General features: G+C 60.5%; 20 protein-coding genes and 1 tRNA gene. 9 read left to right on the top strand and 12 right to left on the bottom strand.

Annotated features, from left to right (window positions below):
- Window positions 1-4 precede the first annotated feature (4 nt).
- The gene (locus EGN72_RS04405) at window positions 5-622 is read left to right on the top strand and encodes a hypothetical protein (protein WP_127045438.1); all 618 of its coding nucleotides are present in this window, start codon (window positions 5-7) and stop codon (window positions 620-622) included.
- Window positions 623-688: 66 nt separating this feature from the next.
- Here the strand turns inward: EGN72_RS04405 and EGN72_RS04410 are convergent, their stop codons facing one another.
- From EGN72_RS04410 to EGN72_RS04420, 3 genes are all read right to left on the bottom strand, one after another.
- Window positions 689-1,144 carry a universal stress protein gene (locus tag EGN72_RS04410; protein ID WP_127045481.1) on the bottom strand — a complete coding sequence of 152 codons (456 nt, stop codon included), beginning with the start codon at window positions 1,142-1,144 and terminating at the stop codon, window positions 689-691.
- 84 nt (window positions 1,145-1,228) lie between these two features.
- A complete protein-coding gene (locus tag EGN72_RS04415) occupies window positions 1,229-1,921 on the bottom strand; it encodes a site-2 protease family protein (protein ID WP_127045439.1) in 693 nt (230 codons plus the stop codon).
- Window positions 1,922-1,938: 17 nt separating this feature from the next.
- Complete coding sequence (locus EGN72_RS04420; RefSeq protein ID WP_127045440.1) at window positions 1,939-2,805, bottom strand: branched-chain amino acid aminotransferase; 867 nt, start codon at window positions 2,803-2,805, stop codon at window positions 1,939-1,941.
- Between the two features lie 263 nt (window positions 2,806-3,068).
- Here EGN72_RS04420 and EGN72_RS04425 point away from each other — a divergent pair, with 263 nt between their 5' ends.
- Window positions 3,069-3,383 carry an antifreeze protein gene (locus EGN72_RS04425; RefSeq protein ID WP_127045441.1) on the top strand — a complete coding sequence of 105 codons (315 nt, stop codon included), beginning with the start codon at window positions 3,069-3,071 and terminating at the stop codon, window positions 3,381-3,383.
- Here EGN72_RS04425 and EGN72_RS04430 read toward each other — a convergent pair.
- From EGN72_RS04430 to trpS, 3 genes are all read right to left on the bottom strand, one after another.
- The gene (locus EGN72_RS04430) at window positions 3,380-4,636 is read right to left on the bottom strand and encodes an Hsp70 family protein (protein ID WP_127045442.1); all 1,257 of its coding nucleotides are present in this window, start codon (window positions 4,634-4,636) and stop codon (window positions 3,380-3,382) included. The genes EGN72_RS04425 and EGN72_RS04430 overlap by 4 nt on opposite strands.
- A 73-nt stretch (window positions 4,637-4,709) precedes the next feature.
- The gene (locus tag EGN72_RS04435; RefSeq protein ID WP_127045443.1) at window positions 4,710-5,198 is read right to left on the bottom strand and encodes a VOC family protein; all 489 of its coding nucleotides are present in this window, start codon (window positions 5,196-5,198) and stop codon (window positions 4,710-4,712) included.
- Window positions 5,199-5,673: 475 nt separating this feature from the next.
- Window positions 5,674-6,720 (bottom strand): tryptophan--tRNA ligase, encoded by a 1,047-nt coding sequence (gene trpS, locus EGN72_RS04440; RefSeq protein ID WP_127045444.1) that lies wholly within the window; start codon window positions 6,718-6,720, stop codon window positions 5,674-5,676.
- Between the two features lie 88 nt (window positions 6,721-6,808).
- Here trpS and EGN72_RS04445 point away from each other — a divergent pair, with 88 nt between their 5' ends.
- A complete protein-coding gene (locus tag EGN72_RS04445) occupies window positions 6,809-7,495 on the top strand; it encodes a rhomboid family intramembrane serine protease (RefSeq protein ID WP_127045445.1) in 687 nt (228 codons plus the stop codon).
- A 60-nt stretch (window positions 7,496-7,555) separates the two neighbouring features.
- Here EGN72_RS04445 and efp read toward each other — a convergent pair whose 3' ends face one another.
- Window positions 7,556-8,122 carry an elongation factor P gene (gene efp / locus EGN72_RS04450; RefSeq protein ID WP_127045446.1) on the bottom strand — a complete coding sequence of 189 codons (567 nt, stop codon included), beginning with the start codon at window positions 8,120-8,122 and terminating at the stop codon, window positions 7,556-7,558.
- Between the two features lie 103 nt (window positions 8,123-8,225).
- Here efp and epmA point away from each other — a divergent pair, with 103 nt between their 5' ends.
- Window positions 8,226-9,272: an EF-P lysine aminoacylase EpmA gene (gene epmA, locus EGN72_RS04455; RefSeq protein ID WP_127045447.1), complete on the top strand. Its 1,047-nt coding sequence runs from the start codon at window positions 8,226-8,228 to the stop codon at window positions 9,270-9,272.
- 142 nt (window positions 9,273-9,414) lie between these two features.
- Here epmA and EGN72_RS04460 read toward each other — a convergent pair.
- A tRNA-Lys gene (locus EGN72_RS04460) sits at window positions 9,415-9,490 on the bottom strand.
- 103 nt (window positions 9,491-9,593) lie between these two features.
- On the opposite strand from EGN72_RS04460, the gene dapF reads away from it, so the two are divergent.
- On the top strand, window positions 9,594-10,433 hold the full coding sequence (gene dapF / locus EGN72_RS04465; protein ID WP_127045482.1) for a diaminopimelate epimerase: 840 nt from the start codon (window positions 9,594-9,596) through the stop codon (window positions 10,431-10,433).
- Complete coding sequence (gene mtaB, locus EGN72_RS04470; protein ID WP_127045448.1) at window positions 10,430-11,683, top strand: tRNA (N(6)-L-threonylcarbamoyladenosine(37)-C(2))-methylthiotransferase MtaB; 1,254 nt, start codon at window positions 10,430-10,432, stop codon at window positions 11,681-11,683. Before dapF ends, mtaB begins: the two co-directional genes overlap by 4 nt.
- A 99-nt stretch (window positions 11,684-11,782) precedes the next feature.
- Here mtaB and EGN72_RS04475 read toward each other — a convergent pair whose 3' ends face one another.
- The 3 genes from EGN72_RS04475 to EGN72_RS04485 form a co-directional block, all read right to left on the bottom strand.
- On the bottom strand, window positions 11,783-12,814 hold the full coding sequence (locus EGN72_RS04475) for a LacI family DNA-binding transcriptional regulator (RefSeq protein WP_255417415.1): 1,032 nt from the start codon (window positions 12,812-12,814) through the stop codon (window positions 11,783-11,785).
- A gap of 113 nt (window positions 12,815-12,927) precedes the next feature.
- Window positions 12,928-14,154 (bottom strand): D-mannonate dehydratase ManD, encoded by a 1,227-nt coding sequence (gene manD, locus EGN72_RS04480; RefSeq protein ID WP_127045449.1) that lies wholly within the window; start codon window positions 14,152-14,154, stop codon window positions 12,928-12,930.
- A gap of 27 nt (window positions 14,155-14,181) precedes the next feature.
- The gene (locus tag EGN72_RS04485; protein WP_127045450.1) at window positions 14,182-15,321 is read right to left on the bottom strand and encodes a Gfo/Idh/MocA family protein; all 1,140 of its coding nucleotides are present in this window, start codon (window positions 15,319-15,321) and stop codon (window positions 14,182-14,184) included.
- A 269-nt stretch (window positions 15,322-15,590) separates the two neighbouring features.
- On the opposite strand from EGN72_RS04485, the gene EGN72_RS04490 reads away from it, so the two are divergent.
- The 3 genes from EGN72_RS04490 (at window position 15,591) to EGN72_RS04500 (ending at window position 18,497) form a co-directional block, all read left to right on the top strand.
- Window positions 15,591-16,583: a TRAP transporter substrate-binding protein gene (locus tag EGN72_RS04490; RefSeq protein ID WP_127045451.1), complete on the top strand. Its 993-nt coding sequence runs from the start codon at window positions 15,591-15,593 to the stop codon at window positions 16,581-16,583.
- A 141-nt stretch (window positions 16,584-16,724) separates the two neighbouring features.
- Window positions 16,725-17,213: a TRAP transporter small permease gene (locus tag EGN72_RS04495; RefSeq protein ID WP_233587028.1), complete on the top strand. Its 489-nt coding sequence runs from the start codon at window positions 16,725-16,727 to the stop codon at window positions 17,211-17,213.
- Between the two features lie 3 nt (window positions 17,214-17,216).
- Window positions 17,217-18,497: a TRAP transporter large permease gene (locus tag EGN72_RS04500; protein WP_127045453.1), complete on the top strand. Its 1,281-nt coding sequence runs from the start codon at window positions 17,217-17,219 to the stop codon at window positions 18,495-18,497.
- A gap of 67 nt (window positions 18,498-18,564) precedes the next feature.
- Here the strand turns inward: EGN72_RS04500 and EGN72_RS04505 are convergent, their stop codons facing one another.
- Window positions 18,565-20,787 carry an NADP-dependent isocitrate dehydrogenase gene (locus EGN72_RS04505; protein ID WP_127045454.1) on the bottom strand — a complete coding sequence of 741 codons (2,223 nt, stop codon included), beginning with the start codon at window positions 20,785-20,787 and terminating at the stop codon, window positions 18,565-18,567.
- Window positions 20,788-20,896 lie beyond the last annotated feature (109 nt).

Genomic DNA, 20,896 nt, shown 5'->3' on the forward strand with positions numbered 1-20,896 from the left:
TGCCATGCGCGCCACGTTTTTGACCTGCCTCGCCCTTGCCTTGCCGGGGTTCGGGCTTGCCGATTGCCCGACCAGCAAAGCCGACCTGACAAGCGGGGTATATCTCACCTCGGACAGCAGCGAATCCATCCGCTACCGCAGCGACCCGCAGGGACATGTGCTGGTGGAAAGCTTTCCGATGAAGGACTTTGTGTTCAGCTATCTGGCGACAACCATGTTCGGCATTTACCAGTTGCAAGAGGGCACCGCCTATCAAGGCGAAACCATGCCCGACAGCCTTGCCCGCATGACCTATGCGCTGCCAACCGGCAACCTGCCAGAGCCCAGCGCCGGGCTTGCCTTTCACAGCCCGGTGCAGGTGAATGACGACCCCGAGCAACCTGTGATGTTTGTCAGCGTGGGCCTGCCGCGCCCGGTGGCCTTTGGCGATTGCAGCTACGATACCTTGCCGGTTCTGGCCCGCATGGTCAGCAACACCGAGGATTACATCGCAAAGTTCGACTATATCCCGCAGCTTGGCTTTGCGGTGGAATGGGCCAGCGGCAGCTTTGCCGAAGGCGTCACCGTCAAACCCGGCCTGAAGCTGAGCCTGACAGCCCCTGAAGGCATGCCGCCGCCCTGAACCATCCCTGCGCCGCGCCTGATTTCATCTTGGCAAAAATACCTAAAGCGCTTGGCCACAAGCGGATCAGGTGATCTTTTCAAGCCGTTCCTTGGACATATCGCCCGGCACAATCGTGATCGGCACCGGCAACCCGCCCGAACTGCGGCTAAGCGCTGTCACCAGCGGGCCGGGGCCGGATTTGTCATTGCCTGCACCCAGAACCAGAATCCCGATTTCGGGGTCGTCGCGCACCTGCGCCAAGATCTCGACCAGCGGGTCCCCTTCGCGGATTACCAGTTCGGGGTTCACCCCTTGCTTGTCGCGCATCCATTTGGCGAACACCTCAAAATGCGCCTCGATCCGCTCCCGCGCCTCGGCCCGCATCAGATCGGCCACGCCCATCCAATGCTGATACTCCTCTGGCGGGATAACCGACAGAATCTGCACCCCTGCCCCGGTATGCGCCGCCCGTAGCGCGGCAAAACGCATTGCGTTCAGACATTCGCGGCTGTCATCCAGCACCACCATAAACTTGCGCATCATATCCCCCGCATTTGCCCGCAGATCATGGCGTATCTGGCCCCCGATTGGCAAGCGCTCTGGCCCGCCCTGCCCGTGGGGAAATCAGGCCGTCCGTTCACCGCGCATCATCGCCAGATGCTGTTTGAAGGACGGGATAAAGAACAAAAGCCAGCCGGTTGTCATGAACAAGAATACCAGACCGGGCCACCACAGCACCGAAAACACCAAGCCCACGGCCCCGGTGATCCGCAGCGCGGCCAAAGGTGGCATCAGACGGCGCAGCAAAAGGTGAAACAATTTGCCGCCATCCAACGGCTGCACCGGCACCATGTTGAAAAAGAACAGGGCAAGGTTCAGAAATCCGAATGTATCGACCCAATAGGCCAGCTCATACTGCCAAAACTGCGCGGTGTCGTCCAAGGTCGCTGCCGCCCAGTTTGACGCCATCGAGGCCAGCGCCCACAGCACAAGGTTCACAATCGGGCCCATCGCCACGATCAGCTCATCCTGCTTATAGCTGCTGGGGCGGTGTTCGCAAAACCCGCCGCCACCAAAGATCACCACGCGGCGCACCTGCACGCCTTGCACGCGGCACCCCCAGGCGTGGCCCATTTCATGCAGGAAAATTGACAGCAGGATCAGCGCGACCATGACCAGCGCATCAATCGCGCCCTGCACCGTGCCCAAGGAAAACAGCACAAAGAACATCGCCAGCATGACGATGGATTGCCGGATCTCCACCGGAAAGCCGAAGCGGGTGTGAAACACGAAAACCGGGCGATCGTTCTGGAACATCGGGGGGCCTCTGGCGGTTAGGAACCTGCGCTATGCGCCCAATCCCAATACAGGCTGCGGGCCCTGCGTGTCACGGGGCCAATTGCATATTGCGTGTCATCAAAGGCTTTTACAGGTGTTACCTTGGCAAAGTTGCCGGAAAGAAACACCTCATCCGCCGCATGGAAATCCTCAAAGCTCAGGACGGTTTCCACCACCTCCAGCCCGTCGGCGCGCAGGTTGGCGATGTGGCGGGCGCGGGTGATGCCGGACAGAAAGGTGCCATTGGCGATGGGCGTGAACAGCACGCCATCGCGCACCATGAACACATTGGCCGTTGCGGTTTCGGCCACATTGCCCATCGCATCAGCGACCAAGGCATTGCCAAAGCCCTTGGAATTCGCCTCTACCAGCATCCGGGCATTGTTGGGGTAAAGGCAGCCTGCCTTGGCGTTGCATACGTTATCTTCCAGCACCGGGCGGCGGAAACGGGTGCGCGTCAGCGTGGTCGCGGCCTCGGGGTCTGGCATCGGCACCTCCTCCAGCGCGATGGCAAAGCCGGTGGCGCCGATTTTCGGCGCGACCCCAAGGTCAGACCCGTCCAGCGCCCAATACATCGGGCGCACATAGACCGCCTGCCCCGCGCCATAGGCGCGCAAGCCGTCGCGGATGATCGCTTCCATCTCGGCGGGGTCCAGCGTTGGGGTAATCATCAGCGCCTGGGCCGAGGCATTGGCCCGCGCGCAGTGTTTTGCCAGATCGGGCACCACGCCATCAAACTGCCGCGCCCCGTCAAAGATGGAAGAGCCTTGCCACATGCCATGATCCGATGCGCGCATCACCGGCACATCGCCGTCATGCCATTTGCCCTCAAAATAGGTGCGGATATTCTTGCCGAATGCCATGGACTGCCCTTTCCTGCCCGATAGCGCAGAGTTAACCACCGCGCCCGCCCATGGTCCAGCCCTTGCAAGCCGATCTGGCCGGGTGGCGCGGGATATGGCCTTCAACCAGCGGCGGAAATGCCGAACGCAAAATTCCCCGCCGCGGTCGTCATTCTGTGAACCGGTGGTTTATTTGTCGCGGAGGGGGCAATTTACCTTTATATTCCCCTTTTCTGCGGTGCAGCATGTTATAGGCTTTCCTGAACCGACACAGGAATCCCACTATGGCCAAGCGCAGCTCTTCCGCCGACCCGATCAAGAATGTGATGCAAATGAGCATGATGCTGATGGAGGCGCAGGCCGTCATCTCCATGCGGCTGATGGGCATGATGGGGCTTTGGCAGGTCTCGCCGCAAGAAAATACCCGGATGGTCACCGAAAAGGTCGAAGCGATGGTGCGGTCTGCCACGGATGCGGGCCGCGTGACGATGCGCGGCGGATCCCCCGATGAGATTACCGCCGCCGCGATTGCACCGATGCGCCGCGCCACCCGCGCCAATTCCAAACGGTTGAAAAAGGGCGGGCTGAAAACGCCTTAAGCAAAGCGCCTGGCGGCATCCAGCGCAAGCCCGGTGCCAACGCTGCCCAGCATATCGCCTGTGGCAACCCGTGCAGCTGGCAGATGCGCGCGCACAAGCTGGTGCAACACGGGCAAGCTGGACGACCCGCCGGTCATGAACACGGTGCCGATTTGATCGGGGCGCAACCCGGCTTGGGCCAGAACGACATCAATCGCCCCGGCAATCCGGTCCACCGGCTTTTCCACTGCGGCTTCGAACATCGCGCGGCTGGCCCCGCTGTCCACCCCGATCACATCGGCCAGATGGATGGGCGTAGCAAGCGTGTCGGTCAGCATGATCTTGGCCGCCTCTACCGCCATGGCGATGGAGTGGCCGCGCCGTTCCTCAAGCACCCGGATCAGGCGATCCAGCAGCGCAGGCTCTGCCGCGTCATAGCGGATTTGCCGCAACTCGGTCAGCGCGCGTCCGGCATAGAGGAAGTTGATGCGGTGCCATGTGGCAAGGTCATGGTAGTAATGCAAAGGCATCGGCGTCTTGCCCTTGTTGATCAAGGAGCCCAGCCCCAGAACCGGCATCACCTGCGCCAGCGACAACAACCTGTCAAAATCCGTGCCGCCGACGCGGATACCGTGGCTTGCCAAAATGTCGCTGTCGCGTTCGGCGCGGCTGCGCTGTTTCGGCGACACCCGCAGGATCGAAAAATCCGAAGTGCCGCCGCCGATATCGACGATCAGCACAAGTTCTTCGGTTTGAACCGTGGCCTCATAATGCAGCGCGGCGGCGACGGGTTCATATTGAAATTCGACGTGATCGAAACCGACACTGCGCGCGATGTCGGCCAGCACATCTTGCGCGGCGCGGTCGCCTTCGGGGTCGTCATCGACAAAATGCACGGGCCGGCCCAGAACGGCGTGGCGGGTGCCGGGCTGCGCTACCTCCAGCTTGGCGCGCATATGGCCGAAAAAGCGGCCCAAAATCTCGGTAAAGGCCAAGGCGCGATTGCCGACGCGGGTTTTCTCATGGATCAGGGAGGAGCCGAGCGTGCTTTTCAACCCGCGCATCAGGCGGCCATCTTCGCCCCCGATATAGGCCGCAATCGCTGCGCGTCCGAACAGCGGCGCGGCACCGTCACTGTCCCAGAACACCGCAGAGGGCAAGGTGACAGCGCTGCCTTCCAGCGGGATCAGACGGGATTGGCCTGCGTCCAGCACCGAAACGGTGGAATTTGAGGTGCCGAAATCGACGCCACAGACCTGCGCGTTCTGTTTCATTGGGTGCCCCGTGCCATGCTGCAAAGCCGCGGTGGTTAGGCGGGCTGGCCGCTTGTGTCAAGGCACCCTTGGCTCAGCCCGCCTCGGCCAGCAGGGCTGCAAGGTCCAGCCGCCAGTTTCCCATCTTCAACGCGCCGTTTGCATCCCGTGGCCAGTCAGCGCGGGGGCGGTCGCGGTAAAGTTCGACGCCGTTGCCATCGGGGTCTGTGAGATAGACGGCTTCTGACACGCCATGATCGGCCGCACCGTCCAGCGTGATCCCGGCGGCCAGCACCCGTTTGACAGCAGCGGCAAGGCTGGCGCGGTCGGGCAGCAGAATGGCGGTGTGATACAGCCCGGTATGGCCGGGGGGTGGCGGGTCGCCGCCAAGGCTTTCCCATGTGTTCAGCGCGATATGGTGGTGATACCCGCCCGCGCCCAGAAACACCGCCTGATCGCCATAGCGTTGCTGCACCTCAAAGCCCAGAACCCCGTGGTAAAAGGCCAAGGCGCGGTCAATATCCGCCACTTTCAGGTGGATATGGCCGATCTGGGTTGTGGCGGGCAATTGGGTATCGGTCATCGGAGCCTCCGTTTCAGAAGGCCAAGATAAGCGCCAAAGCAGGCTGTGCATAGCAGCGCCCGCCGCACAGCTTTGGTGCGAAGGCGCAGAACCCCCGCCGCCGAGCGGCCATGAAAAAACCCTTTCCCGGCGAGGGGAAAGGGGGGAACAGGTCAAGCACACCGGCAACTGCCGCAGGTATGAGAGCGCAACAACACACGCATCCCAGTGGCATCAGGGTCCGGTCACACCAATAAAATTACCGGGGACCATGATACCGGGTAAAAACCCCCTTGGGCCCAGCTGGACCCAAGGGGGAGAAAGGGAAGCCGGCTCAACCTGCTTGCGCAGGGGGGACCGAACCGGCACGGCCCAAAATTTGCCGTAAGTTCAAGATAACTTGCGCCCATTCGCTTTGCCTGTGCAAAATGTGCAAGCCTGACAACTTTAACGATTTTTTAACGCAAAGCCGCCACGGGCCCGGCTTTGCGTGCCGTCACAGCATGCGCGAGCGGATCATCCCGACGATATCATACACCTCATCGACGATCGGGCGGGCGATGGCATTGGCGCGGACGGAGCCTTCGCCCAGAATCCGGTCAATCTCGGCCGTGTCTTGCATCAGGCGATTCATCTCGGTGGTGATCGGGCCCATGACAGACACCGCCAGATCGGCCAACGCGGGTTTGAAGCTGCCAAACTGCGCGCCGCCATGGTCGGCCAGAACCTGCGCGGGGGTGATATTGGCCAGCGCGGCATAGATATTCACCAGATTGCGTGCGTCAGGGCGGTCTTTCAGCCCGTCCAACTCGCTGGGCAGCGGTTCCGGATCGGTCTTGGCCTTGCGGATTTTCTTGGCAATCGTGTCGGCATCATCCGTCAGGTTGATGCGGCTTTGATCCGATGGGTCGGATTTCGACATTTTCTTGGTGCCGTCCCGCAGGCTCATGACGCGGGTTGCCGCCCCTTCGATCACCGGTTCGGTGATGGGAAAGAAATTCACGCCGAAATCATTGTTGAACTTGGCGGCGATGTCGCGGCACAGCTCCAGATGCTGTTTCTGATCTTCGCCCACCGGCACATGCGTGGCCTTATAGGCCAGAATATCAGCAGCCATCAGCGCGGGGTAAGCAAACAGCCCCAAGGAGGCATTTTCCGAGTTCTGACCCGCCGTCTTGTCTTTCCACTGGGTCATCCGCCCCATCCAGCCCATCCGCGCCACGCAGTTGAAAATCCACGCCAATTCGGCATGGGCGCTGACCTGACTTTGGTTGAACAGGATAGAGCGCGCGGGGTCGATGCCCGCCGCGATGAAACCTGCCGCCGCTTCGCGCGTTTGTTGGCGCAGCTTGACCGGGTCTTGCCAGACGGTGATCGCGTGCATATCGACGAGGCAGTAAATCGTCTCGATCCCCTCATCCTGCTTTTCCACGAACCGCTTCAGCGCGCCAAGGTAATTGCCAAGGGTCAAACCGCCTGAAGGCTGGATGCCCGAAAAGATGCGCGTTGCGAAGGCGTGAGGCGTTTGGACCGGCTCGGCCATGGGGAATACTCCATCTGGAAACTTTGCTGCTTCTCGCTTACCCTTGGCGCAAAGGGGCGTCAATCAACTGCCCCAAGCTTGAGGCCCTATGCAGACTGATCCAAACGCCGCCCCGCTGAACCCGCTGCCGCCCGTTGTCTGGCTGCTGGCCCTGCCGATCATCGCGATGGAGGTGGTGTTCAACCTTGCCAGCGCCGGCTTTGTGGGCGGGGCCACCGGGGTTGGCTGGCGGCTGGATGCGATGCAACGCTTTGCCTTCGCGCCCGATTTCATGCGCGAGATGATCGCGAACGGCTATTACCCGCCGGAACATCTGATGCGGCTGATCAGCTATCCGCTGGTGCATGGCAACTTTACCCATGCGCTGTTTGTCGTGGTGTTCCTGCTGGCGCTTGGCAAGATGGTGGGCGAGGTGTTTCGCGCCTGGGCCGTGCTGGTGGTGTTTTTCGGCGCGGCTTTGGCGGGGGCGCTGGCCTACACCGCGCTGCCGATGATCCATACCGCGCTTTTGGGCGGCTATCCGGCGGTTTATGGCTTGATTGGCGCCTTCACCTTTTTGCTGTGGACCAACCTTGCTGGCTCCGGCAGCAGCCAATACCGGGCCTTTTCCCTGATCGGGTTTTTGATGGGCATCCAGTTGCTGTTTGGTCTACTGTTCGGCGGCGGATGGGATTGGGTTGCGGAACTGGCCGGGTTCTTTACCGGCTTTTTGCTGTCATTTGTGGTCAGCCCCGGCGGCTGGGCGCGGGTGCGGCAGAAAATCCAGCAGCGCTAAGGGGCCAAAACGCAAAAGGCCCCGCCGGATGGCAGGGCCTGTGCAGGGGTTCAACCAGTATCAATCCTTGGCGCGTTCGACGTAGGAATTGTCTTCGGTGTTGATCACGATACGGGTGCCAACACCGATATGCGGCGGCACCATCACGCGAATCGATTCATCACAGGTGGCGGGCTTGTAGGAGGACGAGGCCGTCTGGCCCTTCACCACCGGTTCCGTCTCGGTCACTTCGACCACCAGCTTTTGCGGCAATTCAATCGCGATGCAGACGCCGTTGAAGGTTTTCAGGAACACTTCCAACCCGTCTTTCAGGAACACGGCGGTATCGCCAATCACGTCCTCTTGCACGGTGATCTGGTCATAGCTTTCCGGCTCCATGAAATGGTAGCCCTCGCCATCGGCATAAAGGAAGTTGTATTTCCGCTCATCCACATGGGCGCGTTCCACCTGCTCGGTCGTGCGCCAACGCTCTGTCACCTTCACCCCATCCGAGATGCAACGCATGTTGACGGAGGTGGTCGGCGTGCCTTTGCCGGGGTGGAAGTTTTCAGCAGTCAGAACGACATACAGCTTGTCGTTCATTTCAACGACATTGCCCTTACGCAGCGAGGAGGCGATGACTTTCACGCGAATTTCCTTGTAGTTATGGCACCATGCGCCTAATGCGCTGGCCGTTGGCGACAGGCCTTAGCCTATCTTGGCCGAAATCTCCAGATGAAAGGCGCAAAACATGACGAATCCGCAGAATTGGTGGCATCCGGCACGGCATGAGGGCCGCCGCCCCGCGCTGCTGGCGCGCAACCGGATTCAGGCGGCGCTGCGCGGCTGGATGGCCGAACAGGATTTCGTGGAGGTCGACCCCTGCGCCCTTGTCATCAGCCCCGGAAATGAGACGCATCTGCATGCCTTTGAAACCGATGCCATCGGCAATGATGGTGTGGCACAGCGGATGTATCTGCACACCTCACCGGAATTTGCGATGAAAAAGCTGCTGGCGGCGGGGGAGCAACGGATTGCAGCCTTTGCCCATGTCTGGCGCAACCGCGAGCGTGGCGCGCGGCACAGCCCGGAATTCACCATGCTGGAGTGGTATCGCGTCGGCGAAGCCTATGATCAGTTGATGCAGGATTGCGCCGATTTCGCGCGGCTGGCGGTGCAGGCTGCGGGCAGCAGGGTGCTGCACTACAAAGGCCACACCTGTGACCCGGCCTTGCCCTTTGAACGCCTGTCGGTGGCGGATGCGTTTCAGCGCCATGCGCAGATCGACCTGTTGCCGACGCTTGGCCCCGATGGCGCGACAGACCGCGCGGGCCTTGCAGATCAGGTGGCGGCGCAAGGCATCCGCTTTGCCCCCGATGACACTTGGTCGGACCTGTTTTCGCGCGTACTGGCGGAACGGATCGAACCCAAGCTAGGTCAAGGCCGCCTGACCATGCTGGACCGTTACCCGATTGCCGAAGCCGCCCTCGCCCGCCCCTGCGCCGATGACCCGCGCTGCGCCGAACGGTTCGAGGTGTATGCCTGCGGGGTGGAACTGGCCAACGGCTTTGGCGAATTGACGAATGCAGCCGAACAGCGCCGCCGCTTCATCGCGGAAATGGATGCGAAAGAACGGCTCTATGCGACCCGCTACCCGCTGGATGAGGCATTTCTGGACGCGCTGGCGCTGATGCCCGATGCCTCGGGAATCGCTTTGGGCTTTGACCGGCTGGTGATGCTGGCCACCGCCGCCCCGCATATTGATGATGTGATCTGGGCCCCGGTGGCGCAAGGCTGACACTGCGGCAGGTTTGGCTTGGGGGGCGAATCCCCCTTGGCAGACAGGCCGGGCTACCATGCCACATAAAAGAAAAACCCTTTGGGCCGCCGCTTGAAAAAAAAAACGGGCTAGCAGTTTCCTGCCAACCCGTTGAATCTTATGGTGAGCCGGTCGGGATCCGAACCCGAGACCTACTGATTAAAAGTCAGTTGCTCTACCAGCTGAGCTACCGGCCCACGATGGGTGCTACCTAGAAACTCTCGCGCTGGGGGTCAAGCGCAAAAAAGCATAATTTCTGACTCTCTGGCAAAAACTTCTCAAGCGGCGTATATGCGCGGAATGAATCGGAAAACCATCTCTCACGGTCTCGCATTCCTGAAGATGCACGGACTGGGCAATGATTTCGTTGTGATCGACTCGCGCGGGGGCGAGCCGGTGGTGACGCCTGCGCTGGCGCGCGCGCTGGGGGATCGTAATCGCGGTGTCGGGTTCGACCAGCTTGCCGAAATCCGCGATGCCGATGGTGCCGATTTCACCTTGGATTTCTGGAACGCCGATGGCAGCCGCGCCGGGGCCTGCGGCAATGCTACGCGCTGCGTGTCCGATCTGGTGATGCGGCAGACCGGGGCGGATGGCGTAAGCCTGCTGACCACGCGCGGCGGGCTTTCGGCCCTGCGCCGTGCCGATGGTCTGGTGTCTGTCAACATGGGCCCGCCGCAACTGGACTGGGCCGATATTCCCCTGTCCCATGCCGCGGACCCTTTGCACCTGCCGCTGCCCGGCGATCCGGTCGGCGTCGGCATGGGCAACCCGCATTGCGTGTTCTTCGTCCCCGATGCCGAGGCTGTGGCGCTGGAAACAGACGGCGCACGGTTTGAGGTGGACCCGCTGTTCCCGCAAAAAACCAATGTCGAGTTTGTCTCGGTGGTCGGCCCTGACCATCTGCGCATGCGGGTCTGGGAACGCGGCGCAGGCGTCACGCTGGCTTGCGGGTCCGGTGCCTGCGCGGTCGCCGTGGCCGCCCATCTGCGCGGGATCACGGGGCGCCGCGTTCGTCTTGATGTGGATGGCGGCACGCTGGAAATCGACTGGCGCGACGATGGCGTCTGGATGACAGGCCCTGTCGCCCATGTGTTCGATGGCACCCTCACCCCCGAATTTCTGGCCGCCCACGCATGAGCGCGCCTGTCTTTTCTACCCTTGGCTGCCGCCTGAACGCCTATGAAACCGAGGCGATGAAGGAACTTGCCGCCGCCGCTGGCTTGGAAGGTGCCGTGATCGTCAACACCTGCGCGGTGACTGCCGAAGCGGTGCGCAAGGCCAAACAGGAAATCCGCAAACTCGCGCGTGAAAACCCCGGCGCTGCGGTCATCGTGACAGGCTGTGCGGCGCAAACCGAACCCGAAACCTTTGCCGCCATGCCCGAAGTCACCCGCGTGGTGGGCAATACCGAAAAGATGCAGCCCGAAACCTGGGCCACCCTGCGCGCGCCCGATCTGATTGGCCAAACCGAAAAGGTGATGGTTGATGACATCATGTCAGTGCGCGAAACCGCGGGCCACCTGATCGACGGCTTTGGCCGTCACCGCGCTTATGTGCAGGTGCAAAACGGCTGCGATCACCGCTGCACCTTCTGTATCATTCCTTACGGGCGCGGTAATTCCCGCTCTGTCCCCGCAGGTGTGGTGATCGATCAGATCAAACGGCTGGTCGACAAGGGCTTTCATGAGGTGGTGCTGACGGGGGTAGACCTGACCTCCTGGGGCGCCGATCTGCCCGCAACCCCGCGGCTGGGCGATCTGGTGATGCGCATCCTGCGCCTTGTGCCAGACCTGCCACGCCTGCGCATCAGCTCCATCGATTCGATTGAGGCCGATGACAATCTGATGGCCGCCATCGCGACCGAGCCCCGCCTGATGCCGCATCTGCACCTCAGCTTGCAGGCCGGTGATGACATGATCCTCAAACGCATGAAACGCCGCCACCTGCGCGACGATGCCATCCGCTTTTGCCAAGAGGCCCGCAACCTCCGCCCCAATATGATCTTCGGGGCCGATATCATCGCAGGCTTCCCGACAGAAACCGAAGACATGTTCGAAAACTCGCTGAAACTGGTCACTGATTGCGACCTGACCTTCCTGCATGTCTTTCCCTATTCAGCCCGCAAAGGCACCCCCGCCGCCCGCATGCCCGCCGTCGAAGGCCCCGAGATAAAATCACGCGCCGCCCGCCTGCGCGCCGCTGGCGATGCGGCCTTGCAGCGCCACCTCACGGCGCAAATCGGCTCATCACACCGCATCTTGATGGAATCGCCTCGCATGGGCCGCACCGAACAATTCACCGAAGTGCAGTTCACCTCCGATCACCCCGAAGGCCAGATCGTCACAGCCCGGATCACCGGCAAAACCGATACCAGCCTCACAGCCTGATCCCGTTCACCTATTTGAAAATATCCTCGGGGGGTCAGCTTTGCGACAGCAAAGCTGTTCGGGGGGCAGACAGCCCCCCGCCCCCGGCGGCAGCTGGCCCTAAACCCGGATCGTATCGCCCAATTGCAACGTGGGGGTCAGTTCCACCCGTTCGCCACCCACCACACCACCGGGGCGCAAACCTGCGATGATCTGGGCCGCTGTGGTGCCAATCTCCAACCGGCAGGCATCCATCGTCGCCAAACGGCGCGGCAGGCCTTGCAGCAATTCCACCCCGTTGAATCCGGCCAGCCCAAGGCGGTTGGGCACGTCGATGCCCTGATCAAGGCAGTAAAGCAAGCCACCCGCCCCGATCATATCATTAGAATAATACAGAAAATCGAGGTCCGGGTTGCGTGCCAGAATCGCTTCTGTCATCTCGCGGCCCTTCAGCAATGCCGAGCCGCCGGAATAAAACTCGCGATCCGCCAAAGTGATGCCCGCGGCGGCAAGCCCTTCTTCCAGGCCTTCCAGCCGTTTGCGGGCGCGGTGGTCATAGGGCATCATCGTGCCTAGGAATCCGATCTTCTTATACCCGGCTTTCAAGATCGCTTCGGCCATCTGCAAGCCTGCGCGCCGATGCGAGATGCCGACCACGCTATCCACCGCCTCGCCATCGACATCCATCGCCTCGACAATCGGAATGCCCGCATTCTCCAGCATCGCGCGCGCGGCGTCAGAATGTTCCAACCCGGCCAAAATCACGCCCGAGGGCCGCCAGGACAGCATTTCATACAGCACGGATTCCTCGCGCTCTGGCTGGTAATGCGTCACCCCGACAACAGGCTGCAAACCGGTGTCTTCCAACACGCGGCTGATCCCTGTCATAACTTCCGGATAGACCATGTTGGACAAGGACGGAATGATCACCGCCACCAGATTGACGCGCTGGCTGGCCAAGGCCCCTGCAATCTTGTTGGGCACATACCCCAGTCTACGCGCCGCTTCCAACACCCGCTCACGCGTGGGTTCGGACACATCGCCCCGGCTGCGCAGCACCCGGCTGACGGTCATTTCCGAAACGCCCGACGCCTCGGATACATCGCGCAGTGTCAGAGGGCGTTTTTGGTCTGGATTGGACGATTGGGTCAAAGTCGGAAAGCCTTGTGATATCTGCCTTGTTTAACTGTTACCGCTAAATTTTCGGCTTGTCCAAGCTTCCGTTCTTTGTGCCCCCGCCCCGCTTTGCACCGGCTTTGACCGGCCTAATAGTTCCACAGCGTGCCATCGCCCAGACGCACAACCGGGTGGCTGCCGGGTTTGTAGCTGTATCGCGCGGCCTCGGCCTCATCAAAATCCACACCCAGACCGGGCGCATCGCTGACATAGACCATTCCGTTTTCCATCCGGTGGTTTGAGGGAAACAGCGCATCGCATTCCGGCGTGCCCAGCACCAGATACTCCTGAATCCCGAAATTCGGCGCCCATGCGTTCAGATGGGCCTGCGCGGCCATGCAAAGCGGCGAATGACTGGGCGCGCCGTGAAACCCGGTGCGCACATGGTGCAGCCCTGCCAGATCGACGATCCGCTTCACATGGGTAATCCCGCCCGCATAGGTCACGGCGACACGGATGAAGTCGATCAGTTCTTGCTCGATCAGCTTGTTACACTCCCAGATAGAGTTGAACACTTCGCCAATCGCGATCGGCACGGTGGAATGCTGACGCAGCAGGCGCAGTGCGTCCTGATCTTCGGCCGGGGTCGGATCTTCCAGCCAATACAGGCCCACGGGTTCCACCGCCTTGGCGAATTCCGCAGCCTCACGCGGCAACAAGCGGTGATGCACATCATGCAGGATTTTCAGATCGGGGCCAAAACGCGCCCGTATCTCGGCCAGCGCGCCGGGCATGTAGCGCATGTAGCGGTCGGTATCCCAAACCTCGACCTTGGGTCGGATGCCGCCGAAATCGGTGATGTAATGCTTCCCCTCGCCCTTGGTTTCGGGCACCGCATAACTGGCAGAGGCCATGCCCGGAATACCGCATTGCACGCGCACGGCCTTGTAACCCTGTTCGACATAATGGGCGATGCTGTCCATCAGATCGTCCAGATCAGACCCGGTGGCATGGGCATAGACCAGCGCGCCGTCGCGGCTTTTGCCCCCGAAAAGCTGATAGACCGGCATATTCGCCAGCTTGCCCTTGATATCCCACAGCGCCATGTCGATGGCCCCGAACGCCGCCATCGCGATGGGGCCACGGCGGAAATAGGCACCGCGATAGAAAAACTGCCAGATGTCTTCGCTGTTGCGCGGGTCCATCCCGATCAGGTTCGGGATCAGGTAATCTTGCAAATAGGCCGCAGGCAGGGTTTCGCGATTGTTCAGCGTGGCATCGCCCAGCCCGTAAACCCCCTGATCGGTCATGATTTTCAGGGTGACGTAATTCTTGCCGGGGCCGCCGACAAAGACCTTTGCATCGGTGATTTTCATGGGCCTGCTCCTGTCTGACTGGGTTTGCTAGGCAAGGTGGGAAATATCGGTCCCGGCATTGCCCTGGCGCAGAATGTCGATGATCTGTTGGTATTGGCTGCCTTCCTTGAAGGTCGGATAGGGTGCCACTGGCTTGCCCTGAATATCTTGCACAAAATCGCGGGCGAGGATGTGCCAGCATTGCTCTGTCTCACCTGCGACCTGTGGCACGCTGTCGGCAATTTCCTGCGGCAGAGGCAAGGCCTGCCAGTCTTTGCCCGCACCCCAATGGTAAAGCTGCCCGCTGCCATAATGGCCCTTGAGGTAGATCGCGCCTTTGGTGCCGTAAAACACGATATGATCTTCGTGAAAACGCGGCACCAACCCGCCATGTTTGAACAGCACCGACACCGGCTGTTCGGCCAACGGGCTCTCTATCCGGGCGAGGACGCTATAGGACCATTCGACATCGCTTTCGCCCCATTGCAGCGCCGGGTCTGTCAGGTCTTTGGGGATATGGTTGCGGCGGGTGGCAAAATTATGAACCCCGTCAACAATCGGGGCGCGGCGCAGATCATCGCGCAAATCGCCCGCAATCGTCAAAATCTTGTCGCCGACCACCGAGGCGACGATTGACAGGGTATGCGTGAAGTTGTTGTTCAACCGCCCGCCGCCATCGGCGCGGCGATGCGACCAGCCAAAGGGAATCTCGCGCTCCAGATTGAAATGCGAGATGCATTCCACCTCGGTCGGCTGGCCAATGGCACCTGCGGCCACAAGTTGTTTTGCGTGCAAAACGCTGGGCGTATAGCGGAAGCTGGCGGCATAGGCGGTTTTGACACCACGCGCCTGCGCCAGTTGATAAAGCTCTGCCGCGGTTTCGCCGCTATGGGTCATCGGCTTGTCGCAGAACACATGCGCGCCAAAGGCGATCGCCTGTTTGATCGGCGCGTAATGCGCACCGCCGGGCGTCGCGATGGAGACGATATCGGGGCGGCAATGATCCAATGCGGCTTGCCAATCGGTGCCGGCGAAAGGAATGCCCGACCTTGCGGCAACCTCTTGCACCACATGCGGCGTGCGCCCGACCAGCCCCACCACCTGCGCCCCCGCCGCACGAAAGGCGGCGACATGGCCTTCGCCGGCAAAGCCTGTGCCGTAAACAAGGGTCTTTAGGCCTGCGGTCATGGCATGCTCCGAAATAGTGGTCTACTAGTATGCTACTTTCAGCCAACCTGTTTGACAATTGGCTAAATGCGGCGCGGCTGGCCGCAGGCAATTCACAAGGGCCGCGCGCGAAAAGCTTGACTCAGTGAAATGCCCTGAATACTAGTATACCAATTGACCGCGTTTTTCAGCCCCTGCCGTTCCGGCCCGCTGCAAGCCCGGTCAAGAAAAACGTCCTGCGCCGCACGAGGGGGCCAAGCGCAGGCATATCTGATCGGGAGGGATCACCTATGAAACATATGAATTTCCGCGACAATCTTCTGTGCGCTGCTGTTGGCGGCACGATGCTGCTGGCAGGCACGACCGCTTCGGCGCTGGACCTGCGCGGCTGGAACATCCACGTCGAGGATTATCCGGTCTCCATCGCGATGGAATCCTTTTTGGCCGAAGTGACCGAGAAAACCGGTGGCGAGATCACGGGCACCATCTATCACAACGGCGTTCTGGGCGACCAGCCGGACGCGATTGAACAGGTGCGCCTTGGCGCGATTGATTTCGGTGAATTCAGCCTTGGGCCGATGGGTCAGGCTATTCCGGAAACCAACGTGGTTTCCCTGCCGTTCATTTTCAGCTCTATCCCCGAAATGTATAAGCTGATGGACGGCGAAGTCGGTGAGGCAATCGGCAAAGGCATGATCGCCAAGGGCATGGTGCCCTTGGGTTGGTATGATGCTGGTGCGCGGTCCTTCTATAACTCCGTGCGTCCGATCAACACGCCTGCGGATGTTGAAGGCCTGAAAGTGCGGGTCATGAGCAACGATCTGTTCGTCGGCATGGTCGAATCCATGGCGGGCAACGCAACGCCGATGGCTTTTGGCGAAGTGTATCAGTCGATCAAGACGGGGGTTGTCGATGGTGCGGAAAACAACCCGCCGTCTTACGAATCGACCAACCACTTTGAGGTCGCGAAATACTACTCCCTGACCGAGCATCTGATCATCCCGGAATGCCTGTGCATGAGCTTGGCGACCTGGGAAAAACTGACGCCGGAACAGCAGGCCATCGTGAAAGAAGCAGGCCACGCCAGCGCATTGAAGCAGCGCGAACTGTGGCAGGCACGCGAAGCGGCCAGCATGGAAAAAGTTGTGGCCGGTGGCACCATCGTCAACACCATCGCTGACAAGGGCCCGTTCCAGCAAGCCATGGCCCCGGTTTACGACAAGTTCCTTGCCGCGAACCCGGATCTGGTTGGCCTTGTGGATATGATCCGCAACGCAAAATAAGCTTGACTTGACGATCCGAAGGTCCGCCCCTGTCAGGGCGGGCCTTTGCCGCAAAACTGCTGTTTTCTGCCGATCATCCCCGAAAAATAGGAGCCTATGATTGTGGTGCAGTCTGTGAAGGTCACAAGGCTTGAAGCTGCCGTGACAGTGTTAAGCAATATCTGCATCGGGGTTGCCTCGGTCGCGATGGTTGTCTTGGTCGTGACCTTTGGCTGGCTGGTGTTTGGCCGCTATGTGCTGAACGTCACGCCGACATGGGTCGAACAACTCGCGCTTTTGCTGATTTGCTATATCGCCTTTCTGGGGGCCGCCGCCGGGATCAAGGAAGATACCCATCTGGGGGTGTCCCTGTTCCGTGACATGATGCCCAAGAAGGTGCAAAAATACCTGATGGTCATCATTGACCTGATGCTTGCGATTTTTGGGGCGGTGATGCTTTACGCAGGCATCACCCTGATGATTTTTGGCTGGGACACGCTTTTGCCCATGCTTGAAATTCCCGAAAGCTTCCGCACCCTTGCGATCACCAGCTGTGGCGGGTTGATCTTTCTGTTTGCTGGCAGTCGCGGTGTTCTGCGCATTCTGCGTTTCCAGAACTGGCAACCTGACCCCCAAGAATTGGATATCTGACCCATGGGCCTATTGATCCTTATGTGTGTCTTCGGCCTCCTTGTGGTGGTCGGAATGCCCGTGGCCTTTGCGATGGGCATCGCTGCGGCTTCGGCCTTCTGGTATGAAGGCTTCCCCATGCTGATCACCTTTCAGCGCGCGACAGCCGGAGTGTCGGTGTTTTCGCTGCTGGCGATTCCCTTCTTCGTCTTTGCGGGCGAAATCATGCTGCATGGCGGGATAGCAAAGCGGCTGGTCAAGCTGGCCGCGGCGCTGGTCGGGCACCTGAAAGGGGGCCTTGCCATGGTCAACATCTTCTCATCCATGCTGTTTGGCGGGATTTCCGGCTCTGCCGTGGCCGATATTTCGGCGCTTGGTTCGCTGCTGATCCCGGTGATGAAAGAGCGCGGCTATCGCCCGGATTTCGCGGTGAACGTGACGGTTACATCCTCGATCGCGGGGATTGTGATTCCGCCCAGCCATAACATGATCATCTTTGCGGTGGCGGCAGGGGGCGGGATTTCGGTGTCCAAGCTGTTCCTTGCGGGGGTTATTCCCGGCATCCTGATGTGTGTTTGCTTGGCGGTGGCGGCCTATATCCTGTCGATCAAGCACAAATACCCGGCAGAGCCGTTCCCCGGCTGGGGCGAGGTGGGGCGCAGTGCCGCCGATGCCATCCCCGGCTTTATCACCGCTGTCATCATTGTGGGCGGCACGCTGTCGGGTGTGTTCACGGTTACCGAATCCGGGGCCTTTGGCGCGCTTTATGCCTTGTTCCTGACCAAGTTCTACTATCGCTCGCTGACATGGGAGGCGTTCAAGCTGTCGGTTACGGGGGCGGTGCGCACCACGGCGATGGTGATGATCCTGATCGCCTTTGCCTCGTCCTTTGCCTATTTGCTGGCGCTGTATCAGGTTCCGGCAAAGCTGAGCGCGGTGCTGATCACGATTTCGGATAACCCGATCATGATCTTGCTGATGATCAACGTCATCTTGCTGATCCTTGGCATGATCATGGATATGGCCGCACTGATCCTGATCTGCACGCCGATCTTCCTGCCCATCGCCAAAGGGTTGGGCATGGACCCGACGCAATTCGGCATCATGATGCTGGTGAACCTGGGTCTGGGCCTGTGCACGCCGCCGGTTGGCACCTGCCTGTTTGTCGGCTGTGCCGTGGGGCGCATCAAGATCGAAGAAGCGCTAAAGACGATCTGGCCGTTCTATCTGGCTATTCTGGTGGCGCTGATTCTGGTGACTTATGTGCCCGCAGTCTCGCTCTGGCTGCCTTCGGTTCTGGGCTAAGCCCGAACGTAAGACAAAAAAACACCCGGCCCTGATCGCTCAGGACCGGGTGTTTTGTTTTCGGGGCTTAGCCCAGAATACGGCGCATGGTGGCCGAGGGGCGCATCACGCTGTCGGTTTTCTGTGCATCGGTCAGGAAATAGCCGCCCAGATCGGCGGGGCTGCCCTCTGCCGCTTTGATTTCAGCCAAAATCGTGTCTTCGTTTTCTTCCAGCGCCTTGGCGATGGGGGCGAAATGGGCGGTCAGGGCCGCGTCCTCGTTCTGGCTGGCCAGTGCCTGCGCCCAATACAGCGCAAAGTAGTAGTGGCTGGCGCGGTTGTCGGTTTGGCCAACCTTGGGCGCGGGGGATTTGTTGTTATCCAGCACGCCTTGGGTTGCCCGGTCCACCGCAATGCCCAAGATGCGGGCTTTGTCATTCGCCTTGGTTTCGGCCAGAAACTTCAGGCTTTCCCCCAGCGCGCAGAATTCGCCAAGGCTATCCCAGCGCAGGTGGTTTTCTTCGGCCAATTGCTGCACATGCTTGGGCGCAGAGCCACCGGCCCCGGTTTCAAACATGCCGCCGCCCTGCATCAGTTTCACGATCGACAGCATCTTGGCCGAGGTGCCGAGTTCAAGAATCGGGAACAGATCGGTCAGGTAGTCGCGCAGCACGTTGCCGGTGATGGCGATGGAATCCTTGCCCGCACGGATGGTTTCCAGCGACAGACGGGTCGCGGCGCGCGGGGTCATGATCTGGAATTTGTCGGCCACGCCTGCTTTGGCAAGAATCGGGCGGACATATTTCAGCAGTTCCGCATCATGGGCACGGCTTTCATCCAGCCAGAAGATCGCTTGGCAGCCTTCGGCCTTTTGACGGCTGATCGCAAGCTGCACCCAATCCTCGATCGGGGCCTGTTTGGTAGAGGCAGAGCGCCAGATGTCACCCGCTTCGACGCTGTGCTCATGCAGAATGTCGCCATTCGCCAGCACGATGCGCACGGTCCCGGCGTGGGGAACTTCAAACGTGGTGGGGTGGCTGCCGTATTCTTCGGCCTTTTGCGCCATCAGGCCGACGTTTTGCACAGTGCCTGCGGTGCGCGGGTCCAGCGCGCCGGTTTCTTTGAAATACTTGACCGACTCATCATAGACCGGCGCGTAAGAGCTGTCGGGGATGACGCAATTGGTATCGGCCGCCTTGCCATCCGGGCCCCAGCCCTTGCCGCCCGCACGGATCAGCGCGGGCATGGAGGCGTCGATGATCACATCAGAGGGCACATGCAGGTTGGTGATGCCCTTGTCGGAATTCACCATATACATCGGCGGGCGGTCTGCCATCACCGCATCAATCGCGGCCTGAATTTCGGCGCCGCCGTCCATCTCGGCCACTTGCGCCAGCAAGGCCCCAAGGCCGGAATTCGGGTTCACGCCAGCGGCGGCCAGCTTGTCACCGTATTTGTCAAACACCGGTTGCAGGAACACCTTGACCGCATGGCCAAAGATGATCGGGTCCGACACCTTCATCATCGTGGCTTTCAGGTGGATGGAGAACAGCGTGCCTGCGGCTTTGGTCGCGGCGACCTGTTCGGCCAGAAACGCGTCCAGCGCGCGGGCCGACATGAAGGTCGCATCGACCACGGTGCCTGCGGTATATTTCACGCCGTCTTTCAGCACAGTGATGCTGCCATCGGCAGCCACCAGTTCAATACGGGCCGCACCTGCCTGATCGGCGGAAAGCGTGGCGGATTTTTCGTTCGAGAAGAAATCATTGGCCGACATGGTGGACACAACGGTCTTGCTGTCTTTGGCCCAGGCGCCCATCGAATGGGGATTGGCCTTGGCGTAGTTCTTCACCGCCACCGCGGCACGACGGTCCGAGTTGCCTTCGCGCAGAACCGGGTTCACCGCCGAGCCCTTGATCGCGTCAAACCGCGCGCGGATGGCTTTCTCGGCATCGGTGCTGGGGTCTGCCGGATAGTCGGGGATGGCATAGCCCTTGGCCTGCAATTCCTTGACCGCCGCCACAAGCTGCGGCACCGAGGCCGAGATATTCGGCAGTTTGATCACATTGGCGGTGGGCTGTTTCACCAACTCGCCCAGTTCGGCCAGATGATCCTCCTGACGCTGTGCTGCGGTCAGGTTTTCGGGAAAGGCCGCAATGATACGCCCTGCAAGCGAGATATCCTTGACCCCGACCGACACGCCTGCCGCCGCTGCGAAAGACTGGATGATCGGCAAAAGCGAAGCAGAGGCAAGTTGCGGGGCCTCGTCAACCTTGGTGTAAATGATATCGGGCGTTGCTGTGTCAGTCATGGGTCCGGCCTATCTTTCATCTGGATTACGTGAGGTCATGAATTGGGCTTGCGATGCCCGAATTTCGCCGAAAAAGCAAGCAGCGCCCCCGGTTTGGGCCGTGTTATTT

This window comes from Pseudorhodobacter sp. E13 (assembly GCF_003991405.1).
In the GTDB taxonomy this organism is placed as follows: domain Bacteria; phylum Pseudomonadota; class Alphaproteobacteria; order Rhodobacterales; family Rhodobacteraceae; genus Pseudorhodobacter.